We start from the raw sequence: 23631 nt of genomic DNA on the forward strand, positions 1-23631 counted from the left end.
AGAGCCGACAGTATAGTCTGGATGGGAGAAGATGGAGGTTTCTTTGTGTTGCAATCATTCCTCCTATTCTTTGTAAGATGAATGAAAGGAGTAGAATATTCAATGCAGAAACAAACGAAACGGCTCATAACGATTAGCATGCTTAGTGCAATCGGCTTTATCCTCATGTGGATTCGCGTTCCATTACCGTTTCTACCACCATATTTAACACTTGATATCAGCGATGTACCCGCTTTACTCGCTACATTTACACTAGGCCCTGTAGCCGGTGTTGTTGTCGAAGCGATTAAGAACATCTTACATTTAATCGTCAACATTAGTGAGCCTGTTGGGCCACTGGCAAACTTCCTCGCTGCAGCAAGTTTCATTCTCACTGCATACTTTGTTGCACGCCGTCACAATACTTGGAAGTCAATGATTATAGGTCTAATTAGCGCTACTATCGTGATGACCATCGTGCTTAGTATTCTCAACTACTTTGTGCTATTACCGCTTTACGGCATGATTGTTAACCTAGACGATATTGTTAAAAATGTTAAAATCATCGTACTATCTGGTGTGATACCATTTAACATCATCAAAGGGATTGTCATTTCGATTATCTTCTTATTATTATACAAACGTTTAAAAAATGTACTGAAACCGTAAACGCATTAAATTCATTACACAGTAACTGATGAGCTACGTGATCACTTCGATGACGTAGCTTGTTTTTAACTATTAAAAGCATTTCAAACATGAAAAAACCTGAGCACATCTATGCCCAGGCATCATCTATGTTTAACAGTCTCAACACTGTTGTTACACTTTATTCGAATTTCAATGGGTCACCATCAAAGGATTCTTCTTCAATCTTAATAGAATCAGTAGGGCAACCTTCTAAAGCATCTTCCATATCTTCGTATAATTCTTCAGGTACAGGTTCAGTACCTTGGTTGTCATCTAATATGACATAAGCAATACCTTCGTCGTCATAGTCGTATATATCAGGGGCAGCGGCACCACATGCACCACACGCTATGCAAGTATCCATGTCTACAATTGTGTATTTAGCCAATCTCTTCGCCTCCTTTGATAAAAATGCTAAACTAATGACATAATCTATAAGTAGTCATGGCTTTTGAGCATCATCGTTCACATTAGCCATGTAACTGCTACGATTTCGTTTGATGTTGAATAATACGTTGCTATCTAATATTTTAAGTACAGCATACTTAATTTTCAACGTATCTGTACAAATTCAATGAGGGAGACATATGAAAGCACTAATTTATTACGCATTAACACATGCCCACCATCATAAGACTGCAAAAAGCATATACAATATTATCACAGGTAAAAAATCTCATCAAACCTTTTTTGATGCCTCTAGTCAACAATTATTGTCATTATATCATAGTTTACCTCATTTAAAATATACGTCGTTTGAGCGATTTTTTGAGGAATTTCAGAACAATTACGAGGACAATAACCCGACAATCTACATTCATCCTAGACATACTTTCGAAAGTTTAGTGCTGACTTTCAAAGCACTGCAACTTTTTGTGCAAACACTCTCACATCACGTACACGATACATATCAATTTACGCCAATCACAGAGCAACGCCATATCCAACAACGCGTGAAACACGTCTTTCAAGAAGTGCGCGCGCAACATCTCGAAACAGACGCTCAGTCAGAAATTTATCAGCTTTTTCAACAGTTAAACTCAGAAATGACGCATTCTGTACTGCATTATTACTTAACCGGTTATGAAGATAGTATGAATACAAGTCAGCAGGTGAGTCTCATTGAAGGTGAGCCTCTCTCAGACATCAAGCTCCAAGAATACAATGAGTTAGTCCTATGTGTTAAAGCGTTGGAAGATAAGTCTACATATCCTATATTATCCCAGTTCATCATGCTGCCCTCATTATCACATAATACATTTAAATCATTACAACTTTTACGTAAAAGACAATCGCTCGAACAAATTGCAAACATTCAAAACGTCAAGCTCAATACGATAGAAGATCATTTACTTGAAATGTTTATTAAAGGCTATTTAAATAACTATTCAACCTTTGTATCTAGCGAAGACCTCGCAGCTTTCAATACATTTTACCAACAACAGTCAGATGCGAGACTCAAAGTTTATAAAGAAGCATTTCCAAATTTAACTTATTTCGCCATTAAGCTTATGATTGTAGGTATAGAAAGAGGGGACGTCAGTGTTAAAGCAAGCACTTAAAGCCTATTTCGGCTTTGAACAATTTAAGCCAGGTCAAGCTGAGGTGATTCAGTCTATTCTCAACGGCCAGCATACGCTAGGCATCTTGCCCACAGGTAGTGGTAAAAGTCTATGTTATCAACTACCTACGTATATTAAGCAACAGCCTACCTTGATTATTTCGCCCTTAATTTCACTCATGGATGATCAAGTGATGCAACTGAAAGCGCAAGGTGAATCACGTGTATGCTACATTCACTCTGGTATGAATGAATCTGAACGATACCAGAATATAAAGATGTTACCGCATAGTCGCTTTATCTTTCTAAGTCCGGAATTTATTCTGCAATCTCATCGAATGAAGTTATTGAAAAATATTCATTTCGGCCTAATTGTTCTGGATGAAGCACATTGTTTATCAGAATGGGGTTATGATTTCAGACCGCACTATGCCTTGATAGGTCAGCTTACTGATCGCTATCCGCAAACGCCTATACTCGCTTTAACAGCAACAGCGCCGCCAAGTTTAGAGAAGGATCTCGAACACATTCTTAACCGTCAATTCAAAGTTGTTAAGACAACGATGAACCGTGACAACATTAGTTTTACGCATTTTAACTTTCAAGATGAACAACAGAAGATTGACTGGCTACTTGAGTTTATCGAACATTCAGGGCCGACGATTATTTATGTCTCGAGCAAGAAGATGTGTTTGCAACTCGCTCGTGCGATTTATCAAGAAGGGTACTTAACAGGCATCTACCACGGTGATTTGAGTTATCAAGAACGTCAATCCGTTCAAGATCAATTTATTCAGAATCATATTCCTATTATCGTTGCAACTAGTGCTTTCGGTATGGGCGTCAATAAACCAGATATTCGTACAGTTATCCATTTCCATCTCTCACCGAGCCCATCCAGTTATCTACAAGAGATTGGTCGGGCAGGACGAGATGGTCAGCCGAGCCAAGCGATCAGTTTATTTCAACCTGATGATGCGTTTCTTCTTGAGACAATTCTGTTTAGTGATGCGATTCTTGAAGAAGATATTCAGCTTCATCAGCAAGGTCGACTTCTCGATGATTTTAAAAGTAACATTATCGAGACTTTACTAATGCGCTATCAATATGATGAAATCAACGAGATTTTTAATACCGCTTCAAAGCGTAAACAATTCGGTTATCAAAAAATGATGCAGTATAAGCATTTAACGTCGTGTCGACGCGCCTTTTTACTCAACTATTTTTCCGAAACGCTTACTCACCGTCCAAATATTTGTTGTGACAATGACACGAACTTTGAATTTTTAACCATTCTTAATCGTAAAAAGGTAAAAAGACGAATGACATATGTTGAAAAACTAAATAATTTATTTGAATAACATGTTTCCGCTTTGATATGACGGGGTTTAGAGCTATAATACTATTTAGTTAGCATATTTCGTGCTTTTTTATACATATCTCTATGCACATAGGGTATACAGTATAAACAAGAGATAATAACACACTACATAGAAAGGATGAGACTTGTGTCCAATAACTTTAGAGACGAATTTGAAAAGAATCGTCAGTCTATCGACGCTGACAAACATCAAGACGATGTTAAAGAAACTGTCGAAGACCATAAGGACGATGTTAAAGATCACGCGGACGAACAATTCCCGCCACGTAATGCACAACGTCGCCAACGTCGTAGAGATAAAGCGACAAATCAGAACGACCATGATGAACACACACAACATGAAGATCATGCTGTAGCTGATGACAAACATGATCGCAATCATGAAAGTTCAGCTCAACAGACACGTCATCAAGGCGCTGAATCTTCTACAGAACGTCAAGATGCAAGTAAGATGACTGATGACAACAGATTAACAGAAGAAGAGAAAGCGCGTCGTGAAGAGAAATCCAATAAAGGTAAGAAAGGTGCCGCTGTTGCTGGTGGTACTGCTGCGGCAGGTGCAAGTGCAGTAGGTGCAAAGAAACTTCATGATAACCATAAAGGTGATAAACATGATGCGAAAGCGTCAAACAAATCACCTAATGACAAAGGTAGCACTGGTAAGAAAGCAGCTGGAGCGGCAGGAGCTGGCGCTGCGGGTGCAGGTGCAGCTGGAACTGCTAAAGCAGCATCTAACCACGGTCATAACAAAGATCCTAAGCATAATGATCATCGCGATGGTAAGAAGAAAAAAGGCTTACTAGGTATCTTGTTACCAATCATCGCTGCAATTCTGATCTTAGCAGCACTTGCTATCTTTGGTGGCATGGCTTTAAATCACAATGACCATAAGAGTCATAATGATAATAAAACAGCCAACCACGATACAAATAAATCTGACAAAGATAAGAAATCTAACGACAGCAAATCTGATAAAGACAGCGACAAAGATAAGTCAGACAAAGACAAAGCTGACAAGGATAAATCAGATAAAGATAAGTCTGATAAAGATAAAGCAGCAGCAGGCGACAATGATAGTGATAACAACGCTTCTGCTAACAACAACAATGGCAACCAAGGTAATGACCAATCACAAAACAATGGTCAACAAAATGGTCAAGCTACTGCTAACAACGGCCAAAACCAAGGTCAAGGCCAAGGTCAAAATGGCAACTCTAATGGTCAACAAAATGGTCAAGGTCAAAATGGTAACCAATCAACAAATTCTAACGGCCAACGTACTCACGTAGTACAAGGTCAAAACTTATACCGTATCGCAATCCAATATTACGGTAACGGTTCACCAGAAAACGTTGAAAAAATCCGTAAAGCCAACAACATCCAAGGTAACAACATTCATAATGGTCAACGTTTAGTTATTCCTCAATAATAGATATGAGGGCGAGTGAGATAGAAAGCATTGCGCTTTCTATCTCACTTTTTTGTTGAGAAATTATCTCGAGCTATCATTGTATACACCGCTTCTCAAGTAACTCATAAAGTGATTTGTCCGTTCTTAAATTACTGGTATTATCGCTACTGAGCTCCTTTCAATTACATATCTATATTGTTCACAAATCAATCATTTGGTTTTAATAAATGTACTGGTATAATAGATGAGTGGTAAAAGGAGGGCTAACTGTTATGGAAACAGTAGAAAGTATTATTATCGGTGGCGGCCCTTGTGGTCTAAGCGCTGCAATTGAACAAAAGAAAAAAGGTATTGATACACTTGTTATTGAAAAAGGCAATGTAGTTGAAGCTATTTATAATTATCCTACACATCAAACATTCTTCTCATCTAGTGATAAATTAAGCATAGGCGATATTCCGTTTATAGTTGAAGAAAGTAAACCACGCCGTAATCAGGCACTCGTTTACTATCGTGAAGTAGTCAAACATCATCAATTACGCGTCAATCCGTTTGAAGAAGTATTGAAAGTCAATAAAGTGGACAACCGTTTTACGATTACAACAACGAAGGGTGTTTATCAGTCTCGCTTCTTAACTGTGGCAACAGGTTACTACGGTCAACATAACACGCTTGAAGTCGAAGGGGCGGAATTATCTAAAGTCTCTCATTACTTCAAAGAAGCGCATCCATTCTTCAACCAAGATGTTGCCATTATCGGTGGTAAGAACTCAGCAGTCGACGCAGCACTCGAACTTGAGAAAGCTGGCGCGAATGTGACAGTTCTATACCGTGGGGATCATTATCCGAAAGCCATTAAACCGTGGATCTTACCTAATTTCGAATCTCTCGTGAGACATGAGAAGATTGACATGCACTTCAATGCCAACGTGACACGTATCACTGAAGATAGTGTGGTTTACGAACAAGAGGGCGAAACACACGAAATTCCTAACGATCATGTCTTTGCGATGATTGGTTACCATCCAGACTATGATTTCTTACAATCTATCGACATTGATATTCATACGAACGAATACGGTACAGCACCTGTTTATAACCGTGAAACGTTCGAGACTAATGTTGAGAACTGCTTCATTGCTGGCGTTATCGCAGCAGGTAACGATGCCAATACGATTTTTATTGAAAATGGTAAATATCATGGCGGCATCATCACTCAAAGCATTTTAGCTAAAAAACAAACGCCGCTCGAATCATAATTTCTTAACTTATAAAATAAGCCATAAGCTAAGTGACATTGCACACTTTAGCTTATGGCTTTCTTCGTATCATAGTGCTATTAATCGTACAAATGATCATCCACTAACTCACGCATTTTACCCTCTAAAATTCTTACACATTAACTATTAAAATACGTAGTAAGACTGTCATAATCAAGATGATTGCTTAAACCAACCAATAATTTGAGACGGGCTTTAGGGCCATTTAAGCCATTAGAGAATATGACACCTCTCTGTTCTAAATCAACGCCGCCACCTTCGTAACTATAAATAGGCGCAACAACACCTTTCATTGAACGCGACACCAGCACAATAGGAATGTCTTGAGCTAAGCAAGCATCTACACCAGATAACGCACTAGGAGGTAAATTACCTTGGCCTAATGCTTCTATTACTATGCCATCTACCTTGCGCTCTACATAATAGTGTAAGACATCACTCGGCATACCCATGTAAGCCTTGATTAAAGGTACATTCATCTGACTATTGATAGACGGGTACACATGTTGCAGATAAGGCGTATGAAAGAACTGCACACTTGTCTTTGTCACTATACCTAAAGGGCCATGACTCGGACTTTTGAAAGTATCTGTATTTGAGGTATGTGTTTTAGTCACATTACGTGCTGTATGAATTTCGTCATTAAAAACGACCATCACACCTTTATCATAGGCATCATCATTCGATGCGACACGTATCGCACTCATATAATTATATAAGCCATCTGCACCGATTTCGTTTGAAGAACGCATCGCTCCAGTAAGTACAATGGGTTTGGAAACATCCAATGTCAAATCGAGTAAGAAAGCAGTCTCTTCTAACGTATCTGTGCCGTGAGTGATGACATAGCCATCATATTTCGCGTCTTGTTCAGCTTGAATAATCATATCTTTGAGTTGACTCACGTATTCCGTATTCATGTGTGGGGAAGGGACGTTAAAAGGCATACGTTCATCAATTTGCGCGTAACGACGGATGATTTCCTGTTGACTTGAAATAGGGTTTACGTCATTTGTCGTAACCTGATTCGCTTCATTCTGGGACATGCTAATCGTACCACCAGTATGGATAACAAGAAGTTGCTTCATGTGGGTATTCCTCCTATAAATAACTTACCTTAATATGATAGAATATTATCTATAATTCAACAAGAAAGGGTTATATTAATGGAGAGAATCAATATTGCTTTAGATGGTCCAGCAGCTGCTGGTAAAAGTACAATCGCCAAACGTGTGGCTGCTCAATTATCTATGATTTATGTCGATACAGGAGCGATGTATCGTGCGATTACTTATAAATATCTTCAACAAGGGCAACCTGAAGATTTCGCAGCGTTAGTTAACGAAACGACATTGGAACTTACTTATGATGGAGAAAAAGGGCAACTTGTTCTTTTAGATGGCAATGATGTCACAGATTATCTACGTGAGAATGATGTTACTCAACACGTTTCCTACGTCGCTTCTAAAGAACCTGTGAGACATTTTGCGGTAAATAAGCAACAAGAGCTCGCACGTCAAAAGGGCATTGTGATGGATGGCCGCGATATCGGAACGGTGGTACTTCCAGACGCTGAATTAAAGGTTTATATGGTGGCTTCTGTAGAGGAGCGTGCGCACCGTAGACAATTAGACAACGAAGAACGCGGTATTGAATCAACATTAGAACAACTCAAACGTGAAATTGCTGAACGTGATGAGTATGATATGAATCGCGACATCTCACCGTTACAAAAAGCTGAAGACGCAGTCACACTTGATACTACAGGCAAATCTATCGAAGAAGTCACTCAGGAAATCCTACAATTAGTTAATAACATTCAATAAGTTAGTCGAAATAGCGAATTAATCTCCCAAAAGACGTTTATAGACGTGTCAAAGTGGGGTATATGATATAAGTAAAGGTGTGGAAATTGAGTCATAGAATTCATTATTAAATAATTTGAGACAGCATTCACACATAGATCATAATTTATAAATGCGCTAGCATAGAATTCCCGCGATAAAGGGGAATTTCTTGACAATTCTGTCTGATTATAAGATGTTATAACTATGTAGTGTATAAGGAGGCAGACAAGATGACTGAAGAATTCAATGAATCGATGATTACAGACATTAAAGAGAGAGACAAGGTTACTGCTGAGGTACAAGAGATTGAAGATAAGCAAGTAATCGTACATGTGAACGGTGGTAAATTTAATGGTATTATCCCTATTAGCCAATTATCTACACACCGTATTGATGACCCTAAAGAAGCAGTTAAAGTAGGCGACGAAATTGGTGCTTACGTAACTAAAATTGAAATTGACGATGAGAACGAAACAGGTGCTTATATTTTATCTAAACGTCAATTAGAAACTGAAAAATCTTATGAGTTTTTACAAGAAAAACTCGATAACAATGAAACTATTGAAGCAGAAGTTACTGAAGTAGTTAAAGGTGGCTTAGTTGTAGACGTAGGCCAACGTGGTTTCGTACCTGCTTCATTAATTTCAACTGAATATATCGAAGATTTCTCAGACTATGAAGGTCAAACTTTAAAATTAAAAGTAGAAGAACTTGACCCAGCAAACAATCGTGTAATCTTAAGTCATAAAGCTGTAGAAGAGCTTGAAAATGCTGAGAAAAAAGAAAAATTATTTGATTCGCTACAAGAAGGCGACGTTATCGACGGTAAGATTGCTCGCTTAACTAACTTTGGTGCATTCGTTGATATCGGTGGCGTTGACGGCTTAGTTCACGTATCTGAATTATCTCATGAGCATGTTGAAAAACCTGAAGATGCCGTATCTATCGGTGACGAAGTGAAAGTTAAAGTGAAATCTGTAGATAAAGAGAACGAACGTATTTCTCTATCTATTAAAGATACGTTACCAAGTCCATTTGAAGCGATTAAAGGACAATTTAACGAAGGTGACACTATCGAAGGTACTGTAGTACGTCTCGTTAACTTCGGTGCATTCGTTGAAATCAGTGCTGGTGTACAAGGCCTTGTGCACATTTCAGAAATCAGTCACAAACACATCGGTACTCCAAGCGAAGTATTAGAACCAGGACAAGCTGTTTCAGTGAAAATCCTTGGTATCAATGTAGATGAAGAACGTATTTCACTTTCAATTAAAGCAACTCTCCCAGCTGAAGACGTTATCGAAAGTGATGAAGAAACTACTGAAAGCTACCTTTCAAGTAAATCAGAAGACGAAGACAATCCTACAATCGGTGATGTCTTCGGAGATAAATTGAAAGACTTTAAATTCTAATGTTGAATGATTTATAGCTCTGTAAAGCGGTTGGTGATGATGTCACCAACCGTTTTTTGATATGCCGCTATTTTTCTTTCTAAATACTCAAGGAGCTATATTTATCTTAAATCTAGATAATTTTTAAAACATGGACGTACTTCTAGTATTTCTTTAGCTTTACTACACGTTATGATAGAATGATATAGATTAAAGTAGAGAGGAAGTTCCATATGACGAAACCTGTTGTAGCTATTGTAGGCCGTCCAAATGTCGGCAAGTCTACGATTTTTAATAGGGTTGTGGGCGAACGTGTATCGATTGTTGAAGATACACCGGGCGTAACCCGAGATCGAATTTATGCTGGCGGAGAATGGCTCACACATGAATTCAACCTTATCGATACAGGTGGCATCGAAATTGGCGATGCACCTTTTCAAACACAAATTAGAGCACAAGCTGAAATAGCGATTGACGAAGCTGATGTCATAATCTTTATGGTCAACGTACGTGAAGGTCTTTCTCAAAGCGATGAAATGGTAGCTCAAATGCTTTATAAATCTAAGAAACCTGTCGTGCTAGCAGTGAATAAAGTGGACAACCCAGAAATGCGCAATGATATTTATGATTTCTACGCACTTGGATTCGGCGATCCTTATCCGATTTCTGGCTCCCATGGATTAGGCTTAGGTGACTTGCTAGATGAAGTCGTGAAGCATTTTCCTAAAGAAGAACCAGAACCTTATGATGAAGATACCATTCGCTTATCTATCATTGGCCGTCCGAACGTTGGGAAATCTAGCTTAATCAACGCGATACTCGGCGAAGAACGTGTCATCGTTTCTAATGTAGCAGGTACGACACGAGACGCAGTTGATACAGAATATACTTATCAAGGTCAAGATTACGTCTTAATTGATACGGCAGGTATGCGTAAAAAAGGGAAAGTGTATGAATCCACGGAAAAGTATTCTGTATTACGTGCGCTGAAAGCCATTGAACGTTCTAATGTGGTTCTCGTTGTGCTTGATGCAGAGCAAGGAATCATTGAACAAGATAAACGCGTCGCTGGCTATGCGCATGAGGAAGGTAAAGCGATTGTCATCGTCGTGAACAAATGGGATACCGTTGAGAAAGACAGCAATACGATGAAACGTTTTACAGATAAAGTACGCCAAGAGTTCCAATTCTTAGACTATGCGCAAATCGCTTACGTTTCAGCTAAAGAAAGCAAACGTCTAACAACGATCTTCCCTTATATCAATGAAGCAAGCGCAAATCATAAGAAACGTGTGAAGAGCTCAACGCTTAACGAAGTAGTCACAGACGCGATTACGATGAACCCAACGCCTACTGATAAAGGCAGACGACTGAACGTCTTCTACGCAACTCAAGTGGCTATCGAACCGCCCACTTTCATCGTCTTCGTTAACGATGTCGAATTGATGCACTTCTCTTATAAGCGTTATTTAGAGAACCAAATCCGAGATGCATTTGGCTTTGAAGGTACACCCGTACACATTATACCGAGAAAGAGAAACTAAGTAGGAGGGGTCGAGATGTCTAATGTGACAGTATTTGGAATGGGCAGTTTCGGTACAGCACTAGCAAACGTGCTAGCCGAGAACGACCATAGTGTCCTCATGTGGGGAAAGAATGAGCAATCTATTACTGATATTAACGAACGTCATCAGAATTCACGTTATTTAAAGGAAGCACAACTTAATCCAGCTATACGAGCGACAGCAAACCTTCAAGAAGCTGTTGACTTTGCGGATATCTACTTAATCGCATTACCTACGAAAGCGATTCGTGAGGTCGTGGGTCAAATTGATGGCTTACTAAATGGTAAGAAGACATTTATCCACGTGGCGAAAGGTATCGAGAATGACACGTTCAAACGCGTATCCGAGATGATTGAAGATGCATTAGCGCCTGAGTATAATGGCGGTATTGGCGTGTTATCAGGTCCAAGTCACGCAGAAGAAGTCGTGATTAAACAACCGACAACTGTTGCTGCTTCTTCTAAATCATCAGAAGTAAGTCAACTCATTCAAGATTTATTTATGAACAACTATCTACGCGTATATACTAATGATGATTTAGTCGGCGTAGAACTTGGGGGCGCTTTAAAGAACGTCATCGCGATCGCTAGCGGTGTCGTAGCTGGCATGGGTTATGGTGACAATGCGAAAGCAGCGCTAATCACTCGAGGTTTAGCTGAAATTAGTCGTCTGGGCGAGCAGCTTGGTGCTGACCCGATGACATTCTTAGGTCTTGGAGGTATTGGTGATCTCATCGTAACTTGTACATCCACACATTCACGTAACTTCACGTTGGGTTATAAGTTGGGTCAAGGTTTGACTTTAGATGAAGCTCTAAACGAAATGAATATGGTCGTGGAAGGGATCTACACAACCAAATCTGTACACGATCTTGCCGAAGAACAACATGTAGACATGCCAATTACGAACGCGCTATATGGCGTATTGTTCGATGATAAACCAGTTGATCAAAGTGTGGCTTACTTAATGGGCCGCGATAAAAAAGCAGAATAATTTAGCATAATTACACTTTTGATAAAATTAAGGTTCACTTTTAATAAAATTCTTATAAATAGGGCCTATTTTGCGTATAAATCATTGCAGTGACAGTGATGCGTGTGTTAAAGTCATAGCATAATGATATTAAGGTATCATTATCAATCCTAGGGGAGGTGAACTTGTAATGAATAAGACAGATTTAATCAATGCTGTAGCAGAACAAGCTGATTTAACTAAAAAAGACGCTAACGCTGCTGTAGATGCAGTATTCGAATCAATTCAATCTTCACTTTCTAAAGGTGAAAAGGTACAATTAATTGGTTTCGGTAACTTTGAGGTACGCGAACGTGCTGCACGTAAAGGTCGTAACCCTCAAACAGGTAAAGAAATTGATATCCCTGCAAGCAAAGTTCCAGCATTCAAAGCTGGTAAAGCTTTAAAAGACGCAGTTAAATAATTCTTTACTTACCAAGAAGAGGTAGGGGCTAACGCTTATGAAGTTGATCATGATGAGAGACGAGTACCGTCTATTGAGATTCATAGTGCTAACCCTACCTCTTAATCTTTGTTAAGCGTAAGTGAAGTATTTGATCGTGGGGGAGAAGTTCTTTGTGATTACTTGTGAAGACTTCGTGCCCCTTGTTCAAACTAGTTACCATTGAACATACATAGCTCACTATCAGTTTCACGCGCTTATCGTTCGGTGAGATATCTCTAACCACAACTATTTGTGTGGAGATATCTCACTTTTTATTGCATTCATTGTGGTGATACATATCGCTTTGCATAAAATGTGTAGAGACTCGCTGTGACACGCATTAACACTTCAGCTATACTATATACATTGTATTCATATAGGCGCACTATTGTGTATTACAGGGTCTCCGTCATTTTCCACGTAGGATGAATTAATGAGAATATCTTCCCACTTGAGTTAAAAAATATAAATTCCTACAACCCACTAGAGATTTGAGTTACACTGATTTAATTTTTAGGCGTATAATGTTAACATGTATAGTGATACTAACGTGAGGTGTAAGCATGGATTCTACATACAATTTACTCGAACAGCAAATTAAAGAACGCCTTAAAGGTGTAAATACATATGAACCCATCGATTATAATCAAAGTTTGGGTCAACTTTTAGACCAGTACGATATTCCAGTTCAAGCTAAATTAGCTTGCCTCGCTATCGATACTGCGATGCGTCATTTAGATTCGATAACCAATAAACATTTATCAAAAAATGCTATTCTCATAGGTGATCTATTAAGTGCGCATTTCTACACGTTATTAGCTGAACTCAACGAACCCCAGTTTCAACAACAAATCAGTTCAGCTATCGTTAGAATCAACGAATTGAAATCATCGATTCATCAACGTGTGCTTTCCAACGAAGCATTGCTTCAAGCCATTTTAACTATAGAAAGCGAATTTCCGATGATTACCTTAAAGTACTTCTCACCTCACGTCGATTACGAACAGGTTAATCAACAAATCGTTACTGACTTGAAAGCATACCATCCATCTTATCTATCGCAGTATTCTCGTGAAGAACTCGATGCTATGTTGCAAGAATTAGAAGCAAGACATATTTAATAAATGAGGTAGACAATATGACTGAAAATAAAGCTAAAAAAGAGCAAGTGCATCACGTATTTCAGAACATTTCTGGTAAATACGATCGCTTAAATAATATTATAAGTTTCGAACAACACAAACTATGGCGTAAAAGTGTGATGAAAGAAATGAACGTCAAGAGAGGGAGTAAAGCCTTAGATGTTTGTTGTGGTACGGCAGACTGGACGATTGCGCTCAGTAAAGCTGTAGGGCCTACTGGTGAAGTAACTGGACTCGATTTCAGTGAGAACATGCTCGAAGTAGGTAAGAAGAAGACGAAAGATATGACGAACATCCATCTCGTCCATGGTGACGCTATGAACTTACCATTTGATGACAACGAATTTGATTATGTCACAATTGGTTTCGGGTTACGCAATGTTCCTGATTATTTAGCGACATTAAAGGAACTCTATCGTGTGCTTAAACCTGGTGGCAAAGTCGTTTGTTTAGAAACAAGTCAACCGACTGCTCCAGGCTTCAAGCAACTGTATAAACTTTATTTCAAATTTGTGATGCCAATCTTTGGTAAAGTCTTCGCTAAGTCCAAAGACGAATACGAATGGCTTCAACAATCTACATTTGACTTTCCTGACAAAGAGAAGTTGAAACGACTCTTTAGTCAAGCAGGCTTCTCACATATTAAGATTCGTAGCTTTACAGGTGGCGTTGCTGCAATGCACCTTGGCTATAAGTAAATATTCTAACTCCAAAGGTGATCGATGTGGCAAAGTTAAACATGAACAAAGAAATCAAGTATATTGAAAAACGACTCAAAAAGGCCATAGTAAGTAATGATGCTGTGCTCGAAGAAGCTTCAAACCATCTTCTTACTTCTGGTGGTAAACGTGTACGCCCAGTTTTTGTCGTTTTGAGCAGTCAATTTGGAAAATCTATGAGTGAAGATACGTATCGTGTAGCTGTAGCACTCGAACTCATCCATATGGCCACACTCGTACACGATGACGTTATTGATCGCAGTGATAAACGACGCGGGAGATTGACCATCGCTAAGAAGTGGGATCAAAACACTGCTATCCTCACAGGAAATTTCCTTCTTGCACTCGCTTTAGAACACATGTCTGAAATTGAAGATGTGCGTGTTCATCGTGTGATTTCTAGCGCGATAATCGATGTATGTAAGGGAGAACTCTTCCAATTTCAAGATCAATTCAATAGTCAACAGACGATGACCAATTATTTACGCCGTATTAAACGGAAGACAGCGCTACTCATTCAACTAGCGACCGAAGTAGGTGCTATCACTTCAGGTGCCGATGATGAAACGGTACGTAAGTTAAAGATGATTGGTTACTACATCGGAATGAGTTTCCAAATTGTCGACGATATTCTTGATTTCACAAGTTCTGAGAAGCAACTCGGAAAGCCTGTAGGTAGCGATTTACTCAATGGCCATCTCACTTTGCCAGTATTACTTGAAATGCGTCACAACGCTACCTTTAAATCTCAGATAGAAGCATTGAGTCCTGAGAGTCCTGCTGAAGATTTCCAGTCTTGTATTACGACAATCCAAGCATCTTCTTCTATCCAAACAGCTCAGGAAATCAGTGATAAATATTTAGCCAAAGCGGAACACTTAATTGAAACATTGAACAATGAACATCCGAAATCACTTTTCAAAAAACTCATTCAAAAAATGAGTAAACGCAGTACTTAAGGCTGAAAAAACGTTGAATGCCTAGGGTGAAACTGGTATGATTTAGGTTAGTCAGAAAATTATTTCTATACATATTAGGAGGCAAACGATTATGGAAAGAACATTTCTTATGTTAAAACCAGATGCTGTACAACGTAACCTTATCGGTGAAGTCGTTTCACGCATCGAACGTAAAGGATTAAAGCTTGTAGGTGCGAAATTAATGACAGTACCTCGTTCATTAGCAGAAACACATTACTCTGAACACCAAGGTAAACCTTTCTATGAAGGTCTTGTATCATTCATTACATCAGCACCAGTATTCGCAATGGTTGTAGAAGGTGAAGATGCAGTAGACGTTTCTCGTCATATTATCGGTGAAACAAATCCTTCTGAAGCTGCACCAGGTACAATCCGTGGTGACTTTGGTTTAACTATCGGCCGTAACATTATTCACGGTTCAGATTCAACTGAGTCTGCTGATAAAGAAATTAACTTATGGTTCAATCCAGAAGAATTAAGTGACTACACTGCAAATAATGAAGCTTGGTTGTACGAATAATCACATCAACTAACTTGATGTGATAGGTTAGGAAGAGCTAACACTGTTGTCCATCACAAGCTACTTCTTAGTAAGTGACATTTTTAGCTAATAACTACAACTGAGGCTCAAGCCTAGTCATCTGGGTGAGACGTTTAACCTGTACAGGGTCGCCGTCTCGCCCTTTTTCTATTCCAACTCACTATATGGTAAGATAAAGGTTAACGCGAAAGTTTATCGAATGAGGTGACATAACGATGAGATTTCTAACATCTGGTGAATCCCACGGTCCACAACTTACAGTGATCATCGAGGGAGTTCCTGCAAATTTACAACTGAAAGCAGAAGATATTAACAAAGAAATGTTTAAACGCCAAGGCGGTTATGGTCGAGGGCGTCGCATGAAGATTGAGAAAGACGCGGTGGACATTGTCTCAGGTGTACGCAATGGTTACACACTGGGAAGCCCGGTTACTATCGTCGTGACTAATGACGATTTCACACACTGGCGTAAAATTATGGGCGTCGCGCCGATTAGCGAAGAAGAACAAGAGAATATGAAACGTGTGATTACGAAACCAAGACCTGGTCATGCAGATCTCATTGGAGGGATGAAGTACAACCATCGCGATTTACGTAACGTCCTTGAACGTTCTTCCGCTAGAGAGACAGCTGCACGTGTAGCAGTAGGTGCTGTAGCTAAAATATTATTATCACAATTAGGCATTCATTTATATAGTCGTGTCGTCGAAATCGGTGGAGTAGCAGATCAATCACTTTATGACCTTGAAACTTTAAAAGAAGGTGTCGACCAAAACGATGTTCGTGTCATCGACGAATCGATAGCGCAGCAAATGCGTGATAAGATTGACGAGGCGAAGAAAGCTGGTGACTCTATCGGCGGTGTCGTACAAACTGTTGTAGAGGGCATGCCAATTGGAATAGGTAGTTACGTTCACTATGACCGTAAACTCGACGGACGTATCGCTCAAGGGGTAGTGAGCATCAATGCTTTCAAAGGTGTGAGCTTTGGCGAAGGATTTGACGCAGCTCGTAAACCAGGTAGTCAAATTCAAGATGAAATCCTATATAGTGAGCAAGAAGGCTTCTATCGCGGTTCTAACCACCTTGGAGGACTCGAAGGGGGCATGTCCAATGGTATGCCAATCATCGTTAATGGCGTCATGAAACCCATTCCTACACTCTATAAACCACTCAATTCTGTAGATATTAATACTAAAGAAACATTTAAAGCGTCTATTGAACGCTCAGATAGTTGTGCAGTTCCAGCAGCAAGTGTGGTAGCTGAACATGTAGTCGCATTTGAAATTGCGAAAGCGATTCTCGAGGAATTTCAAGCCAACCATATGTCTCAACTCATTGATCAAATTCAAGAGCGTCGTCAACTTAACCAAACCTTTTAAAGTAAAGCAGGTGACACTATGCAATTAACTACGACTTACCCTGATCGCAATTATCCTATCGTAATCGCACATCACGTACTTGATCAACTTGACGATTACATTAAAGATTATAAAACTGTCTTTTTATTTGTGGATGATCATATCTACCGTTTATGGTCAGAACGTATACAATCCATTGCCAAACAGTGGGATATACAGGTTTACCCATTACCAGCAGGCGAAGAAATGAAGACGCTTGAGCATTATAATCAAGTAATCGAATCTTTATTAGCGCATCAAATCACGCGTAACACGTGCATTCTTGCGATGGGTGGGGGTGCTACAGGTGATTTCTCCGGTTTCATCGCATCGACACTATTACGTGGTGTCGATTATATTCAAATTCCGACGACACTTTTAGCGCATGATTCAAGTATCGGTGGTAAAGTAGCGATTAATTCGAGTCACGGCAAGAATTTGATCGGTGCATTTTACCGGCCAAGTGCAGTGCTGTATGACTTAGACTTTCTACAAACGCTACCGTATAGCGAAATATTGAGTGGCTATGCTGAAGTGTATAAGCATGCGTTGTTAGACAGTGCACAAGCAGTTCAAGATGTGGAAAATGCGTATCCAAATCAACAGGCGTTAGCTGAAATGCAAGACATCGACAAGTATTTGTACTGCGGTGTCGAAACGAAATTAAAGTTCGTCATTGCGGATGAGCGTGAAAGTGGCGTGCGTCAATATCTCAATCTAGGCCATACATTCGGGCATGCGGTAGAATATCGCTATCATCTTCCACACGGTCATGCTGTAGCGATAGGTTTACTCTATCAATTTATCATGTCTAACCTTATTTATGACGCAAAGTTTGATGTTACACACTATGTACGTTATTTCCAACAGTTAGCGTACCCGCTTCAACACATTAACGAGTTTGAATTCGAATCTCTTTATCAATTGATGCTCGTAGATAAGAAGAATAATGACCAAGGCGTTCAAATGGTGTTGCTCAAAGTCTTGGGTCAACCGACGACACATCATGTAACGAAATCTGAACTTGCACAAGCATTCGCTGAATTGCAGCAAGTAACTAAAGAGTAGGTGAGGAACGTGGCAGATAATGAAACGATAAATATTAAAGGTCCTTTACGAGGTGAACTCGAAGTACCAGGAGATAAGTCGATGACACACCGTGCGATGATGCTCAGTTCTCTAGCGCAAGGTGAGTCAACTATTTATAAGCCATTATTAGGCGAAGATTGTCTTCGGACGATGAAGATCTTTCAGCAGCTCGGGGTCGATATTGAAGTTAAGAAAGATCGCTTAGAGGTTAATTCCAAAGGTTATAGACACTTCCATACGCCTCATCAGGTTCTGTATACAGGTAATTCTGGCACGACGACACGTTTAGTAACAGGGTTATTATCAGGGTTACAAATTGAAGCCGTGCTATCGGGGGACGCATCTATTGGTAAAAGGCCGATGGATCGCATTATTCAACCGCTTTCCCAAATGCAAGCACGTATTCACGGCGTGGACAATAACTTTACGCCATTAATCATTCAACCGGCAACTTTATCAGGTATTAATTACGAAATGCCTATAGCTAGCGCTCAAGTTAAAAGCGCTATTCTGTTCGCTGGATTATTTGCGCAATCAACGACACAGATTACTGAAAAAGCTTTAACACGTAATCACACTGAGACGATGTTCACACATTATCATATACCGATAGAAGTCAATAGTAAGGTGATAACTCTACCATCCCACGCCATTCAGTACATTCAGGCGAATGATTTTCATGTACCTGGCGATATTTCATCAGCTGCATATTTCATAGTCGCAGCTTTAATTGTTCCAGGAAGCGATATCGTCATTCACAATGTTGGTATTAACTCGACACGTTCTGGTATCATCGATATCGTTCAACAAATGAAAGGGAACATTGAACTTTTTAATATTACCGATGGGCCAGAACCTACTGCGAGCATTCGTGTCCGTTATACTGAGTCCTTACAAGGCATAGATATTCAAGGTAGTATGATTCCTAGAGCAATTGATGAAATACCCATTATTGCGTTATTGTGTACGCAAGCGCAAAGCACGAGCCGCATACGCAATGCTGAAGAATTAAAAGTCAAAGAGACAAATCGAATCGATACGACGGTTTCTGAACTCAATAAATTGGGCTTTGATTTGACTCCAACAGAAGACGGAATGATCATTCGTCCATCTCGACTCATTCATAATGTCCCAGTAGATAGCCATACGGATCATCGTATTGGTATGATGCTCGCTGTAGCATCACTATTGACAGACGAAGCATTAACGATTGAACGCTTTGATGCCGTCAACGTGTCTTTCCCTGACTTTTTAACACACTTACAAAACTTGAAGAATGAGGGGTAATTATGCAAGAGATTTACAAATTAATTGATGATATCAATATGCAGAAACTCGACAATTTAGATTCAAGAGTGAATGAGGTTCTAACAACTTCAAACGATGATGCATTGTTTATCCTAGGTGAAACACTTTATAATTTCGGGCTAACACCTCAAGGACTAGAAGTCTTCCGCACACTCTATCATAAATATCCTGACGAAAGCGAAGTCTTAATCTACTTTATCGAAGGTTTGATGGCGGAAAATGAGACGGATGAAGCGCTTGAGTATTTAACTGAAGTCGAATTGTCCCCAGAACGTCTGATGTTGGAAGCTGACCTCTACCAACAAATCAACATGATTGAAGTAGCGATTGATAAGCTAAATCAAGCGATTGATCTTGAGCCTAACGATCCAATCATCCATTTCGCTTTAGCAGAGCTCCTCTTCTATGACGGTCAATATTTACGTGCGACGAGTGAATACGAAACCGTGCTTGAAACAGGGGAGTATGAAGTTAATCATGTGAATCTCTTCTCGCGTTTAGCAGTATGTAGTTTACAAAGTGGTAACTATACGGACGCGATTGAACTCTTCGATGAGATGAGCGAAGAAGAAATGGATTCTGAGGATTACTTCAAGAAAGCTATCGCTTATGAGAAAAATGATTTAATACAAGAAGCGACAAAACTCGTGCGTACGTTATTATCTAAAGACCCTGATTTCATGCAAGGGTATCTCTACTTACAACATCTATATTCAGAAGAAAAAAATTATCCAGATGCCATTGAAATCGGAAATGAAGGCTTACGTTTAAGTCAGTTCTACAAAGAATTGATGGTTTCAACAGGTACGTTAGAATTAGAACACGGTGATGCCAATGATGGCGTTGAACACTTAATTCAAGCATTAGAAGTAGATCCTGCATATCACGAACCCGTGCTTGTACTCAGTGACTTTTACCGTCAAGAAGAAGATTATGAATCCATCATTAACCTCTTATCCTATGTAGACGAAGAGGATCTCGATCCAGTGTTTGAATGGCATCTCGCAGTGGCGTACGGTCATGAAGAGCGCGACAAAGAAGCACAACATTTCTTCAAATTGGCTTATCCAACACTTAAGACGCAATCCGCTTTCTTAGGCGATTATTACTTCTATCTTATCGAAATCGGTCATGTAGAAGAAGGTCGAGAAATTCTAAATCGCTTACTCGACCTTGATCCAGCAAACGAAACTTGGCATGAGGAAGTTGAACGTTTACAACAATAATGGTTGATAGAGTGACGTGTGTGTAAAATCAAAGTTTAAAAGATCCAACAACGAGTAAGGCTATGTCTGTAATAATTGTGCAATATAGGTCGCTTGATAGTTGAGCTATATCACGGTAAAGGAGGTGTGGGTATGAACCAATTAACACAGTTTAAAGTCAATTACATTGAATATTTGCTGTTTAACTATCACTTCAAATCGCGAATCAGTGTATGGGTGCTGAATTACATCAAAGCAACGCCAGAATTACTTAGCCAAGTACACTTCGTAGATGAAATGATTCCGTCTCATCCCACACTTGAATTAAGTATGGAAGGTGCAGCTGCTCAAGGCATTCGTTTTTCAAATGATTATTCTACGCTCATTAATACGAACGAAATCTTTTACGAAATCACTTCGGAGCTAGAGTCATTTGATATCAAACTTCATTTCCCTCAAGATGCAGTGAGAGACTTACGGTTAGACGAGTTACTGTTACAACAACTCTTACACTCACCGCATTATCGAGCTTATACCCAAGATATTCAACGCTTGAATTTGACTACGCAGCGAGAGCAATTGATTATTGATTACTTGAAAGATAATATTGATTTAAGTTTACAATTAAACGAACGTGAACTCTTTTTCCAATTCTCACATTTACTCAACCAATTCTCTTTACGCTCACTCAATTCGTCATCAGGAGACTAATATTATGGTTTATCAAACGATTTGGTTTCATCTACTGTATTCTAAACGCATGCTCTGGTTGCTATTTATCTGCAACTTAGCAGGGACCATTTATGGCTATATCTGGTACAAAGATCAATTGGTGGTCGCACCTTGGTTATTTAAAGTATTTGTGCCAGATAGTCCAACAGCGACTTTATTTCTGACTCTCATACTTGGTCTTTATCTGTTGGGTAAAAGGTCTACCGTCGTCGAAGCACTTACTTTTACAAGTTTATTTAAATACGGTATATGGGCAGTAGCCATTAATTTGATACTCATGATTAATTACGATATGTGGACGATTACTGGCATGTTGTTGATGCTATCACACGGTATAATGGCGCTTGAAGCTATACTGTTGAGTCCGAGGATGCGCTTTAGTTGGTTAGGTCTTATCATTGCAGTAATTTGGCTATTCCATAATGATGTGATTGACTACGTTTTTTTACAATACCCAGTTTATCCATTTATCGCTTCACATTTAAATCTGATTGCTTATTTCACGTTTTGGTTAAGTGTCAGCGCTATCATTCTGTACATTGTAATGACGCGTCACGTAGGGGAGCAATTAGTTGACCGGTTTAAAGGAAGTCAGTAAAATAATGATTAAGGAGTGAGTATTTTGTCTTTTATTTATATGATTATATACTTTATCGTCCTGATGGTTATTCCATTATGGGCACAACACAAAGTGAAGTCGAACTACGAAAAATACGCGCAAGTGCGTTCAACTAGTGGTAAGACAGGTCGTGAAGTCGCACTCGAAATCCTTCACGCCAATGGTATTTATGATGTCGAGGTTGCGAGAGGAGAAGGCTTCCTAACTGACCATTACGATCCAAGTAAGAAAGTCCTTGTCTTGTCTCCACAGAACTATGATCGCCCATCAGTAGCTGGTACAGCGATTGCGGCCCACGAAGTTGGTCACGCTATTCAACATGCGGAAGGTTATTTCTTCTTAAAGTTCCGTTCAGCGCTCGTACCACTTGCGAATATTGGCAGTAACTTCGGTTATTTATGTATCTTTGCTGGTATCATTTTAACTGGCTTTGTACATTCACCACTCGGTTCAACAGCAATGTGGATCGGTGTGGCATTGTTCTCACTCGCGGTACTCTTCTCAGTGATTACATTACCAGTTGAATTTGACGCAAGTAATCGTGCGATGAAACAAATTCAACGCTTGAACATTGTGAATGAGAAAGAGCACAAGCACGCGAAGAAAGTATTATCAGCTGCAGCAATGACTTACGTTGCATCAACTGCAGTAGCTATGGCCGAACTCGCAAGATTTATCTTAATGGCACGTAATAGTGAATAACCTTAGATAGCTTATCAATGAATACTGATCCGTCCCGTTCCTTAGCGTTTTGGGACGGTTCTTTTTTATCGTTCAATGCGGCGCGTTTTCAGGCGTTCTCTATCTACATTCCTTTTTAAATTCCCCATATTTTTCTTCGTAAAATGCAAACCTACTAACCAATATCACCTGAAGTGCCTATATTTTCGAACCTTAATACATCCCCTAAAGTCATTGCATGAATAATGCATCGACACTCGTTTTAAGCTATACTAGATAAGAAATCTTTATTAAATCAAGGAGCGAGTTTACATGAAGACGATGTCAGAAATGCAACAGGAAGTGGATGAGTATATCAGCCAATTTAAGACCGGTTATTTCTCACCACTCGCACTTCAAGCCCGTCTCACTGAAGAGGTTGGAGAGTTAGCTAGAGAGATCAATCATTATTATGGTGAAAAGAAAAAGAAATCGACAGAAGAAGAGAATACGATTGAAGCTGAACTAGGCGATAACCTGTTTGTGTTATTATGTATCGCCAATTCATTAGGGATTGATATGACACAAAGCTTTGATGAAACGATGAAGAAATTCAATACTCGTGATAAAAATCGTTTTGAACGTAAATAATATGTAGAGCCGTTAAGAGAGATA

Annotated in this window: 24 protein-coding genes and 1 riboswitch (1 of these 25 only partly in view); of the genes, 22 read left to right on the forward strand and 2 right to left on the reverse strand. The window is 39.4% G+C overall.

Features of this window, described 5'->3' with window-relative positions; genetic code table 11:
• Positions 1-37: riboswitch (FMN riboswitch) on the forward strand (it extends 211 nt beyond the left edge of the window).
• 65 nt (positions 38-102) lie between these two features.
• Complete coding sequence (locus tag HMPREF2802_RS01125) at positions 103-648, forward strand: ECF transporter S component (protein WP_002473179.1); 546 nt, start codon at positions 103-105, stop codon at positions 646-648.
• Positions 649-808: 160 nt separating this feature from the next.
• Here the strand turns inward: HMPREF2802_RS01125 and HMPREF2802_RS01130 are convergent, their stop codons facing one another.
• Complete coding sequence (locus HMPREF2802_RS01130; protein ID WP_002472145.1) at positions 809-1057, reverse strand: ferredoxin; 249 nt, start codon at positions 1055-1057, stop codon at positions 809-811.
• A gap of 199 nt (positions 1058-1256) precedes the next feature.
• Between HMPREF2802_RS01130 and HMPREF2802_RS01135 the strand changes: the two genes are divergently transcribed.
• The 4 genes from HMPREF2802_RS01135 (at position 1257) to ypdA (ending at position 6281) form a co-directional block, all read left to right on the forward strand.
• Positions 1257-2231 carry a helix-turn-helix domain-containing protein gene (locus HMPREF2802_RS01135; RefSeq protein WP_070502488.1) on the forward strand — a complete coding sequence of 325 codons (975 nt, stop codon included), beginning with the start codon at positions 1257-1259 and terminating at the stop codon, positions 2229-2231.
• Positions 2212-3591, forward strand: coding sequence for a RecQ family ATP-dependent DNA helicase (locus tag HMPREF2802_RS01140; protein ID WP_070502489.1), 1380 nt, complete (start codon positions 2212-2214; stop codon positions 3589-3591). Before HMPREF2802_RS01135 ends, HMPREF2802_RS01140 begins: the two co-directional genes overlap by 20 nt.
• Positions 3592-3729: 138 nt before the next feature.
• A complete protein-coding gene (locus tag HMPREF2802_RS01145) occupies positions 3730-5040 on the forward strand; it encodes a LysM peptidoglycan-binding domain-containing protein (RefSeq protein WP_070502490.1) in 1311 nt (436 codons plus the stop codon).
• 254 nt (positions 5041-5294) lie between these two features.
• The gene (gene ypdA, locus HMPREF2802_RS01150; protein ID WP_070502491.1) at positions 5295-6281 is read left to right on the forward strand and encodes a bacillithiol disulfide reductase YpdA; all 987 of its coding nucleotides are present in this window, start codon (positions 5295-5297) and stop codon (positions 6279-6281) included.
• Between the two features lie 140 nt (positions 6282-6421).
• Here ypdA and HMPREF2802_RS01155 read toward each other — a convergent pair whose 3' ends face one another.
• Complete coding sequence (locus HMPREF2802_RS01155; protein ID WP_049410381.1) at positions 6422-7390, reverse strand: asparaginase; 969 nt, start codon at positions 7388-7390, stop codon at positions 6422-6424.
• A gap of 78 nt (positions 7391-7468) precedes the next feature.
• Here HMPREF2802_RS01155 and cmk point away from each other — a divergent pair, with 78 nt between their 5' ends.
• The 17 genes from cmk (at position 7469) to HMPREF2802_RS01240 (ending at position 23607) form a co-directional block, all read left to right on the forward strand.
• Positions 7469-8128: a (d)CMP kinase gene (gene cmk, locus HMPREF2802_RS01160; RefSeq protein ID WP_002472161.1), complete on the forward strand. Its 660-nt coding sequence runs from the start codon at positions 7469-7471 to the stop codon at positions 8126-8128.
• A gap of 251 nt (positions 8129-8379) precedes the next feature.
• Entirely contained in the window at positions 8380-9561 is a 1182-nt protein-coding gene (gene rpsA, locus HMPREF2802_RS01165; RefSeq protein ID WP_070502492.1) for a 30S ribosomal protein S1, read from the forward strand.
• A 212-nt stretch (positions 9562-9773) separates the two neighbouring features.
• Entirely contained in the window at positions 9774-11084 is a 1311-nt protein-coding gene (gene der / locus HMPREF2802_RS01170) for a ribosome biogenesis GTPase Der (RefSeq protein WP_002472174.1), read from the forward strand.
• A gap of 15 nt (positions 11085-11099) precedes the next feature.
• A complete protein-coding gene (locus HMPREF2802_RS01175; protein WP_070502493.1) occupies positions 11100-12098 on the forward strand; it encodes an NAD(P)H-dependent glycerol-3-phosphate dehydrogenase in 999 nt (332 codons plus the stop codon).
• A 169-nt stretch (positions 12099-12267) separates the two neighbouring features.
• A complete protein-coding gene (locus HMPREF2802_RS01180; protein ID WP_002472176.1) occupies positions 12268-12540 on the forward strand; it encodes an HU family DNA-binding protein in 273 nt (90 codons plus the stop codon).
• 584 nt (positions 12541-13124) lie between these two features.
• Positions 13125-13682, forward strand: coding sequence for a heptaprenyl diphosphate synthase component 1 (locus HMPREF2802_RS01185; protein WP_070502494.1), 558 nt, complete (start codon positions 13125-13127; stop codon positions 13680-13682).
• A 17-nt stretch (positions 13683-13699) separates the two neighbouring features.
• On the forward strand, positions 13700-14401 hold the full coding sequence (locus tag HMPREF2802_RS01190) for a demethylmenaquinone methyltransferase (RefSeq protein WP_070502495.1): 702 nt from the start codon (positions 13700-13702) through the stop codon (positions 14399-14401).
• A gap of 26 nt (positions 14402-14427) precedes the next feature.
• Positions 14428-15381, forward strand: coding sequence for a polyprenyl synthetase family protein (locus tag HMPREF2802_RS01195; RefSeq protein ID WP_070502496.1), 954 nt, complete (start codon positions 14428-14430; stop codon positions 15379-15381).
• Between the two features lie 91 nt (positions 15382-15472).
• Positions 15473-15922 (forward strand): nucleoside-diphosphate kinase, encoded by a 450-nt coding sequence (gene ndk, locus HMPREF2802_RS01200; RefSeq protein ID WP_002472168.1) that lies wholly within the window; start codon positions 15473-15475, stop codon positions 15920-15922.
• 236 nt (positions 15923-16158) lie between these two features.
• Entirely contained in the window at positions 16159-17325 is a 1167-nt protein-coding gene (aroC, locus tag HMPREF2802_RS01205; protein WP_070502497.1) for a chorismate synthase, read from the forward strand.
• A gap of 18 nt (positions 17326-17343) precedes the next feature.
• Entirely contained in the window at positions 17344-18411 is a 1068-nt protein-coding gene (aroB, locus tag HMPREF2802_RS01210; RefSeq protein ID WP_070502498.1) for a 3-dehydroquinate synthase, read from the forward strand.
• A 9-nt stretch (positions 18412-18420) separates the two neighbouring features.
• Positions 18421-19719 carry a 3-phosphoshikimate 1-carboxyvinyltransferase gene (gene aroA / locus HMPREF2802_RS01215; protein ID WP_070502499.1) on the forward strand — a complete coding sequence of 433 codons (1299 nt, stop codon included), beginning with the start codon at positions 18421-18423 and terminating at the stop codon, positions 19717-19719.
• 2 nt (positions 19720-19721) lie between these two features.
• A complete protein-coding gene (locus HMPREF2802_RS01220; RefSeq protein WP_070502500.1) occupies positions 19722-20966 on the forward strand; it encodes a tetratricopeptide repeat protein in 1245 nt (414 codons plus the stop codon).
• Between the two features lie 132 nt (positions 20967-21098).
• The gene (locus HMPREF2802_RS01225) at positions 21099-21656 is read left to right on the forward strand and encodes a YpiB family protein (protein ID WP_070502501.1); all 558 of its coding nucleotides are present in this window, start codon (positions 21099-21101) and stop codon (positions 21654-21656) included.
• Between the two features lie 4 nt (positions 21657-21660).
• On the forward strand, positions 21661-22275 hold the full coding sequence (locus HMPREF2802_RS01230; RefSeq protein ID WP_070502502.1) for a DUF1405 domain-containing protein: 615 nt from the start codon (positions 21661-21663) through the stop codon (positions 22273-22275).
• A 24-nt stretch (positions 22276-22299) separates the two neighbouring features.
• Entirely contained in the window at positions 22300-22998 is a 699-nt protein-coding gene (locus tag HMPREF2802_RS01235) for a zinc metallopeptidase (RefSeq protein WP_049410400.1), read from the forward strand.
• 291 nt (positions 22999-23289) lie between these two features.
• Entirely contained in the window at positions 23290-23607 is a 318-nt protein-coding gene (locus HMPREF2802_RS01240; RefSeq protein ID WP_002472157.1) for a nucleotide pyrophosphohydrolase, read from the forward strand.
• The last annotated feature ends 24 nt before the right edge of the window (positions 23608-23631 follow it).

This window comes from Staphylococcus sp. HMSC071G07 (genome assembly GCF_001811435.1).
Lineage (GTDB): Bacteria > Bacillota > Bacilli > Staphylococcales > Staphylococcaceae > Staphylococcus > Staphylococcus pettenkoferi.

What these genes read in the sequence shown, in the direction of transcription:
- HMPREF2802_RS01125 (WP_002473179.1), top strand. Translation starts at nt 103, where the DNA reads ATGCAGAAACAAACGAAACGGCTCATAACGATTAGCATGCTTAGTGCA.
- HMPREF2802_RS01230 (WP_070502502.1), top strand. Translation starts at nt 21,661, where the DNA reads ATGGTTTATCAAACGATTTGGTTTCATCTACTGTATTCTAAACGCATG.
- HMPREF2802_RS01225 (WP_070502501.1), top strand. Translation starts at nt 21,099, where the DNA reads ATGAACCAATTAACACAGTTTAAAGTCAATTACATTGAATATTTGCTG.
- HMPREF2802_RS01185 (WP_070502494.1), top strand. Translation starts at nt 13,125, where the DNA reads ATGGATTCTACATACAATTTACTCGAACAGCAAATTAAAGAACGCCTT.
- der (WP_002472174.1), top strand. Translation starts at nt 9,774, where the DNA reads ATGACGAAACCTGTTGTAGCTATTGTAGGCCGTCCAAATGTCGGCAAG.
- HMPREF2802_RS01190 (WP_070502495.1), top strand. Translation starts at nt 13,700, where the DNA reads ATGACTGAAAATAAAGCTAAAAAAGAGCAAGTGCATCACGTATTTCAG.
- ndk (WP_002472168.1), top strand. Translation starts at nt 15,473, where the DNA reads ATGGAAAGAACATTTCTTATGTTAAAACCAGATGCTGTACAACGTAAC.
- HMPREF2802_RS01175 (WP_070502493.1), top strand. Translation starts at nt 11,100, where the DNA reads ATGTCTAATGTGACAGTATTTGGAATGGGCAGTTTCGGTACAGCACTA.
- HMPREF2802_RS01240 (WP_002472157.1), top strand. Translation starts at nt 23,290, where the DNA reads ATGAAGACGATGTCAGAAATGCAACAGGAAGTGGATGAGTATATCAGC.
- HMPREF2802_RS01220 (WP_070502500.1), top strand. Translation starts at nt 19,722, where the DNA reads ATGCAAGAGATTTACAAATTAATTGATGATATCAATATGCAGAAACTC.
- cmk (WP_002472161.1), top strand. Translation starts at nt 7,469, where the DNA reads ATGGAGAGAATCAATATTGCTTTAGATGGTCCAGCAGCTGCTGGTAAA.
- aroB (WP_070502498.1), top strand. Translation starts at nt 17,344, where the DNA reads ATGCAATTAACTACGACTTACCCTGATCGCAATTATCCTATCGTAATC.
- ypdA (WP_070502491.1), top strand. Translation starts at nt 5,295, where the DNA reads ATGGAAACAGTAGAAAGTATTATTATCGGTGGCGGCCCTTGTGGTCTA.
- HMPREF2802_RS01135 (WP_070502488.1), top strand. Translation starts at nt 1,257, where the DNA reads ATGAAAGCACTAATTTATTACGCATTAACACATGCCCACCATCATAAG.
- HMPREF2802_RS01180 (WP_002472176.1), top strand. Translation starts at nt 12,268, where the DNA reads ATGAATAAGACAGATTTAATCAATGCTGTAGCAGAACAAGCTGATTTA.
- aroC (WP_070502497.1), top strand. Translation starts at nt 16,159, where the DNA reads ATGAGATTTCTAACATCTGGTGAATCCCACGGTCCACAACTTACAGTG.
- rpsA (WP_070502492.1), top strand. Translation starts at nt 8,380, where the DNA reads ATGACTGAAGAATTCAATGAATCGATGATTACAGACATTAAAGAGAGA.
- HMPREF2802_RS01145 (WP_070502490.1), top strand. Translation starts at nt 3,730, where the DNA reads ATGAGACTTGTGTCCAATAACTTTAGAGACGAATTTGAAAAGAATCGT.
- HMPREF2802_RS01155 (WP_049410381.1), bottom strand. Translation starts at nt 7,390, where the DNA reads ATGAAGCAACTTCTTGTTATCCATACTGGTGGTACGATTAGCATGTCC.